The organism is Janibacter sp. CFPM2_SD2, assembly GCF_057364645.1.
This window is the reverse complement of the sequence record NZ_JBNFOF010000163.1, coordinates 1-7,187: the sequence shown is the minus strand read 5'-3', so window position 1 is coordinate 7,187 and position 7,187 is coordinate 1. Positions and strand designations below refer to the sequence as shown.

Below are 7,187 nucleotides of genomic sequence, written 5' to 3'. Positions count from 1 at the left end.
CCCTGCACACCGGAGCGTGCGGGGCGACGGCGCGGCGTGCGTGCCATGTCGGCGATCAGCCCTTTGAAGCGCGGGAAGGCCCCCGGCGCCGGCGTAGACCGCCGCGTCGTCGAGCTCCTCCTCGATGCGCAGGAGCTGGTTGTACTTGGCGACGCGCTCGGAGCGGGCCGGGGCGCCGGTCTTGATCTGGCCGCAGTTGGTCGCGACGGCGAGGTCGGCGATCGTGACGTCCTCGGTCTCGCCGGAGCGGTGGCTCATCATCGAGGTGTAGCCGCTGCGGGTGGCCAGGGCGACGGCGTCCATCGTCTCGGTGAGCGAGCCGATCTGGTTGACCTTGACCAGGAGCGCGTTGGCCGCGCCGTCCTGGATGCCGCGGGCGAGCCGCTCGGGGTTGGTGACGAAGAGGTCGTCGCCGACGAGCTGGACCTTGTCACCGAGCTGCGTGGTCAGCTCCTGCCAGCCGGCCCAGTCGTCCTCGTCGAGCGGGTCCTCGATGGACACGAGCGGGTAGGCGTCGACGAGCTCGCCGTAGTAGGCCGCCATGTCCTGGGCGGACTTCTGCTGGCCCTCGAAGGTGTAGGTGCCGTTGTCGCAGAACTCGCTGGCGGCGACGTCGAGCGCGAGCGCGATCTGGGTGCCGGGCTCGTAGCCGGCCTGCTGGATCGCGGTGATGATCAGGTCGAGCGCCTCGCGGTTGCTCTCGAGGTTGGGGGCGAAGCCGCCCTCGTCGCCGAGGCCGGTCGACAGGCCCTTGTCCTTGAGCACGGCCTTGAGCGAGTGGTAGACCTCGGTGCCCCAGCGCAGCGCCTCGCGGAAGGAGGGGGCCCCGATCGGGCGATCATGAACTCCTGGATGTCGACGTTGGAGTCCGCGTGGGAGCCGCCGTTGAGGATGTTCATCATCGGCACGGGCAGCACGTGGGCGTTGGGGCCGCCGACGTAGCGGAAGAGCGGCAGACCGGCGGACTCGGCCGCGGCCTTGGCCACGGCGAGCGAGACGCCGAGGATCGCGTTGGCGCCGATCGTGCCCTTGTTGTCCGAGCCGTCGATGGCGAGCATCTCGCCGTCGACGAGGCGCTGCTCGCTGGCGTCGAAGCCGACGAGACGCGGGGTCAGGTCGTCCTCGATCGCGCGGACGGCGTCCTCGACGCCCTTGCCCAGGTAGCGGTTCTTGTCGCCGTCACGACGCTCGACGGCCTCGAAGGCGCCGGTCGACGCCCCGCTCGGCACCGCGGCGCGGGCGATGGTGCCGTCGTCGAGGGCGACCTCGACCTCGACGGTCGGGTTGCCGCGGGAGTCGAGGATCTCGCGGGCGCCAATTGCTTCGATGCTGGCCACTGCCGGCTCCTTGGTGGTGCTCGATACACGGGGAAGGTCGCCACGAGCGTAACGGCTCGGCCACGGCGCTTCGTGCTGCGACCCACCCCGCGGACGCGGGCGAAGGGAGGTCAGCCCGCCGCGAGCAGGTCGGCCAGTCGTCGTTGCTGGACGCCGTCGACGAAGTTGGCCGGCTCCAGCCAGGCATCGTGCGCGGCCCGCACCCGCGGCCAGTCGTCGACGGTCATGGCGAACCACGCGGTGTCGCGGGACCTCCCCTTCGTCACGACGTGCCGGCGGAAGGTGCCCTCGTAGGTGAAGCCGAGCCGCTCGGCAGCCCGTCGGGAGGGGGCGTTGAGGCTGTCGCACTTCCACTCGAGGCGCCGGTAGCCGAGATCGAAGACGTGCCGGGCGAGCAGCGACATCGCCTCGGTCGCGGCGGTCGTGCGCTGCAGTCGCGGGCCGAGCACGACGTTGCCGATCTCGACGACGCCGTGGGTCCGGTCGATGCGCATGAGGCTCACCACCCCGCAGGCGATCCCGTCTCCGTCGCGGACGAGCACCTCGACGGTGTCGCCGGCGAGCCGGCCGGCGACGTAGGCGGCGACGTCGTCGGGACGCTCCTCCTTGAGATAGGCCCACAAGGCGTCGTGGTCGGGCCCGGCGACCTCGGGCGCCAGCTCGGCGGCGTGCTCGGGCGCGAGCGGCTCGACGGTGCACCAGCGACCGGTGGTCGCCGGCAGGTCGGGTCGAGGCGGCGGGGTCCAGCCGTCGACCGCGGGGCCGATCGGCTGGTCGAAGGGAGTGAGCCGCACCTCGTCGCGGGAGGCCGGCGGCAGCACCGTCTCGCCGATCGGCCCGGGGTTGACCGCGATCTCCCAGCGGAAGCCGTCGGGGTCGGCGAAGTAGCCGGTGTACCCACCCCAGTCGCGCTGCTGTGCCGAGGCGACATCGGGCGAGCCCGCTGCACGGGCCAGCTCGAGGATCGCGTCGACGTCTTCGTGTCGGGCGACGTTGTGCGCCAAGGTGATCGGCGCCAAGCCCTCCCCACGACGAAGGGGGCCGACCTCCCCTTCGAACTCGGTGGCGTCCCACAGCGAGAGGATCAGGTGCTCGCCGACGCGGATCATGAGGACCTCGCCGGGCACGTCGAGGTCCGCCCGCCAGCCGAGCCCGTCGAGGTAGAAGCGGCGGCTCGCCGCGAGGTCGGCGACGGCGAGGGTGACGAAGCTGATCCGCTGGTCCATGCGCACGAGCCTAGAGACCCTGCAAGACCCTAGGGTTTTGCAGGGTTCCGGCTCCGAACTCTGCAAAAACCCTAGGTCTTGCAGGGTTGGGTCAGCCCGCGTCGCGCTCCGCGCGCTCCTGCGCCTTGATCGCCTGCCACTGCGCCTCGATCTCCTCGAGGGTCTCGGCCTGCGCGTCGCCGAAGACGTGCGGGTTGCGCCGCACGAGCTTGTCGACGAGCGCGGCGGCGACGTCGTCGACGGTGAAGGGCGCGCCGGCGTGGTCGGCGGCGACCCGGGCGTGGAAGAGCACCTGGAAGAGCAGGTCACCGAGCTCGTCGGTCAGCTCCTCGCGCCGCTCGACGCCGTCGGGGTCGGCGACGACGGCCTCGAGCGCCTCGGTCACCTCGTGCGCCTCCTCCATGACGAAGGGGGCCAGGCTCGCGTGGTCCTGCGCCGCCACCCACGGGCACCCACCCGGCGAGCGCAGCCGGTCGATGACGGCGACCGCGTCGAGCAGCCGGCCGCCCTCGACGTCCCACGAGCCGACGAGCACCTCGACCTCCGGCGCGTCGTCGAGCCGGGAGACCTCCGCGGCGATGGCATCGCTCAGCCCGGGGTCACCGTCGGGCGAACCGACCCACAGCACCACGCCCCTGCGGGCCGCGTCGACGAGTTCGCGGGCGCGCTCGTGCGGCGTCGTCGCGGCGGCCGCGGCGAGCTGCACGCCGTCGTCGACGAGGGCCAGCGGCAGCGCCTCGTCGAGGTCGGCCGCGAGGACGCGGTCGGCCTCGTCGAGGGCCCGCCAGGCGTCACGGCTGAGCAGCCCCGGCGAGACCCGAGGGCTCGTCGCGAGCAGGACCAGGCGACCCACGGTCAGGGCGTCTGCGGCTGGCCGGCGCCGGTCTGCTGCTCCGGCTCGAGCTGCTCGAGCCAGTCGGGCGCCTTGCCGACGGCGCTCGCGTAGCGCGGGCTCACCGAGACGTCACCTTCCTGCAGCAGCTGGCTCAGGTCCTGCTGCGCCTGCTCGTCGAGCTTGCTCGCGACGTCGTTGGCCCGCAGGAAGTCGACGGTCATGTCGGACGGGTTGGGCACGAAGGACTCGATCTCCCGGCGCACGGTCCCCTGCGAGGGGACGTCGAGGCCCTCCTCATCGGCGTAGGCGAGCACCGCCGGCGTCTGCACGAGATAGGTGACGACCGTCGAGGCGTCGAGCTGCTGCGGCTGCTGGCCGGAGGCCTGGGCCTGCGCGGCGACGAAGGCCGTGAGCTCACGGGTGCTGCGCTGCACGTCGCCGACGGTGATCTCCTCGTCGCCGACGGTCGCCGCCCGGGCCGAGCTGCCCCCCTTCGCCGCGTCGGTGTCGTCAGATCCGCAGGCCGTCAGGGCGAGGGCCGCCACCGCGGCGAGCGCGGCAGCACGGGCGGGGCGTCGGATGGGGTGACCGAGCACGGGGGTCCTTTCGTCCGGTCCTCAGCGCGAGCGCGAGGTGTCTCGGGGCGCCGTCGCCCCTGGGTCCACGATGACATCATCGAGCATGACCTGACGGACCAGGTCGCTGGCCCAGGTGAGCACGTCGGTGTCGCGAAGGGGGGTGCCCCCGATCCGCGCCGTCGTCGGCTTGGGGACGAGCACCGTCTGCGTGCCCTCCTTGTAGCTCGACCGCGGGTAGAGGCGGCCCAGGCGCAGCTGCTGGCTCTCGCGCAGCTGAACCGGCGCGAAGCGCACGTTGTTGCCCACGGCGACGACGTCGGTGAGGCCGGCGGAGCGCACGATGATCCGCAGGCGGGCGACCTCGACGAGGTTGCGCACCGGCTGCGGCAGCTCGCCGTAGCGGTCGACGAGCTCGCTGATGATGTCGCCGATCTCCTCCTCGGTCGTCGCGGCCGCGAGCTTGCGGTAGGCCTCGAGGCGCAGCCGCTCGCCGGGCACGTAGTCGTGCGGCAGGTGCGCGTCGACCGGCAGCTCGATCTTGACCTCGGCGGGCGCGGTCTCCCCTTCGCCCTTGAAGTCGGCGACGGCCTCGCCGACCATCCGCACGTAGAGGTCGAAGCCGACGCCGGCGATGTGACCGGACTGCTCGCCGCCGAGCAGGTTGCCGGCACCACGGATCTCGAGGTCCTTCATCGCCACCTGCATGCCGGCGCCGAGGTCGGTGTTGCTCGCGATCGTCTGCAGCCGGTCGTGGGCGGTCTCGGTCAGGGGCTTGTCCGGCGGGTAGAGGAAGTAGGCGTAGGCCCGCTCCCGCCCACGTCCGACGCGACCACGCAGCTGGTGCAGCTGGCTCAGGCCGAAGCGGTCGGCCCGGTCGAGAATCAGCGTGTTGGCGTTGGAGATGTCCAGGCCGGTCTCGACGATCGTCGTGCACACGAGGACGTCGAAGCGCCGCTCCCAGAAGTCGAGGACGACCTGCTCGAGCCGGTGCTCGCCCATCTTGCCGTGGGCGGTCTCGACCCGGGCATCGGGGACGAGCTCACGGATGCGGGAGGCGGCCTTCTCGATCGTCCCGACGTTGTTGTGGACGTAGAAGACCTGCCCCTCGCGCATGAGCTCGCGGTGGATCGCGGCGGCCACCTGCTTCTCCTCGTGGGCGCCGACGAAGGTCAGGACCGGGTGCCGCTCCTCCGGCGGGGTCGCGAGCGTCGACATCTCGCGGATGCCGGTGACCGCCATCTCGAGGGTGCGCGGGATGGGCGTGGCCGACATGGCGAGCACGTCGACATTGGTCCGCATCGCCTTGAGCTGCTCCTTGTGCTCGACACCGAAGCGCTGCTCCTCGTCGATGATCACGAGCCCGAGGTCCTTGAACTTCACCTCGTTGCCCAGGAGCCGGTGGGTGCCGATGACCAGGTCGACCGCGCCGGAGGCCATGCCCTCCATGACCTCCTTGGCCTGGGCATCGGTCTGGAAGCGGCTGAGCGCCTTGACCGTCACGGGGAAGCCGGCGTAGCGCTCGGAGAAGGTGTTGAGGTGCTGCTGGACGAGCAGGGTCGTCGGCACGAGCACGGCGACCTGCTTGCCGTCCTGGATCGCCTTGAAGGCCGCGCGGACCGCGATCTCGGTCTTGCCGTAGCCGACGTCGCCGCAGATGAGGCGGTCCATCGGGACCGTCTTCTCCATGTCGGCTTTGACCTCGTCGATGGTGCTCAGCTGGTCGGGCGTCTCGATGTGGGCGAAGGCGTCCTCGAGCTCGCGCTGCCACGGGGTGTCGGGGCCGAAAGCATGACCGGGGGTGGCCATGCGGGCGCTGTAGAGGCGGATGAGCTCGCCGGCGATCTGCTTGACGTGCCGCTTGGCGCGCGACTTCGTCTTCTGCCAGTCGCTACCGCCCATCTTGTTCAGGGGCGGCGCGTCGCCGCCGACGTAGCGGGTCACCTGGTCGAGCTGGTCGGTCGGCACGAAGAGCCGGTCACCCGGGTGCCCCCGCCGCGAGGGGGCGTACTCGATGACGAGGTACTCGCGCGTCGCGCCCTGGACGGTGCGCTGGATCATCTCGACGAAGGAGCCGACGCCGTGCTGCTCGTGGACGACGTGGTCGCCGGGCCGCAGCTGGAGGGGGTCGACCTGCTTGCGTCGCCGCGACGGCATCCGCCGCATGTCGCGGGTGGATGCGCCGGCGCCGCTCGTGCCGAGCAGGTCGGCCTCGGTGAGCACCGCCAGACGCGCGTCGGCGCGACGAATCCGGTGCCCAGGCTCGCCCGGGTCAGCGCGACGACGCCGTCGGTCAGCTCGATCTGCTCGTCGGGTCCGGCGGTCTGCGTGGCCACCCCGGCCGTGCCGAGCACCTCGGCGACGCGGGCGACGAGGCCGGGACCGTCGGTCGCGACGAGCACGCGCCAGCCGTCGCGGGTCCAGTCGGTGATCTGGGTGACGGCCGCCTCGGTGTTGCCCCGGAAGTGTGGCGGCTCCTCCGCCGGCGCGCGCAGCCCGACGTGGTCGTGGTCGACCCGGTCGTCCATGGCCGCGAGCTCTTCGTCCACGGCGAAGGGGGTGACCGTCCACCACGGCAGGCCGAGGTCGAGCGCGTGCTCGCGGGCCTCGGCGAGGGTCCAGTGGGAGGCGGTGCCGAGGACGCCCTCGAGGTCGATCGGGACGGCATTGCCGGCCGCGGCATTGGCCCAGCTGGCCTGGAGGAACTCCTCGCTCGTCGAGACGAGGTCGTGCGCGCGGGCGCGCACCCGCTCGGGGTCGAGCAGCACGACGCCCGAGCCGTCGGGCAGGACGTCGAGGATCGACTCCATGCCGTCGACGAGGGCCGGGCCCAGCGACTCCATGCCCTCGACGGCGATGCCCTCGGCGACCTTGAGCAGCATGTCGGCGACGCCCGGCAGCTCCTCGGCGAGGGTCGCGGCGCGGCGCCGGACGGCATCGGTGAGCAGGATCTCGCGGCAGGGCGGGGCCCACAGCTCGGGCGCCGGCTCGAGGCTGCGCTGGTCGGCGACCTTGAACCAGCGGATCTCGTCGACGTTGTCGCCGAAGAGCTCGACGCGGACCGGGTGCTCCTCGGTCGGCGGGAAGACGTCGAGGATGCCGCCGCGGACGGCGAACTCGCCGCGCCGCTCGACGAGGTCGGTGCGCACGTAGGCCGCGGCCGCCAGGGCGGCGGTGACCTCCTCGAGCGGGGCCTCGTCACCGACCCGCAGGC

3 protein-coding genes and 2 pseudogenes are annotated in these 7,187 nt (G+C 72.1%); all 5 read right to left on the bottom strand.

Annotated features, from left to right (window positions below; all coding sequences use genetic code 11):
- Positions 1–1,337 (bottom strand): annotated as a pseudogene (gene eno / locus AC2W7J_RS13810) (phosphopyruvate hydratase); the annotation flags it as partial.
- Between the two features lie 110 nt (positions 1,338–1,447).
- Positions 1,448–2,563 carry a GNAT family N-acetyltransferase gene (locus AC2W7J_RS13805; protein ID WP_485983078.1) on the bottom strand — a complete coding sequence of 372 codons (1,116 nt, stop codon included), beginning with the start codon at positions 2,561–2,563 and terminating at the stop codon, positions 1,448–1,450.
- A gap of 91 nt (positions 2,564–2,654) precedes the next feature.
- Positions 2,655–3,416 carry a MazG nucleotide pyrophosphohydrolase domain-containing protein gene (locus AC2W7J_RS13800; RefSeq protein WP_485983076.1) on the bottom strand — a complete coding sequence of 254 codons (762 nt, stop codon included), beginning with the start codon at positions 3,414–3,416 and terminating at the stop codon, positions 2,655–2,657.
- 2 nt (positions 3,417–3,418) lie between these two features.
- Positions 3,419–3,994, bottom strand: a complete 576-nt coding sequence (locus AC2W7J_RS13795) for a SurA N-terminal domain-containing protein (RefSeq protein WP_485983074.1) — start codon at positions 3,992–3,994, stop codon at positions 3,419–3,421.
- A 21-nt stretch (positions 3,995–4,015) separates the two neighbouring features.
- Positions 4,016–7,187, bottom strand: a pseudogene (gene mfd / locus AC2W7J_RS13790) (transcription-repair coupling factor); the annotation flags it as partial.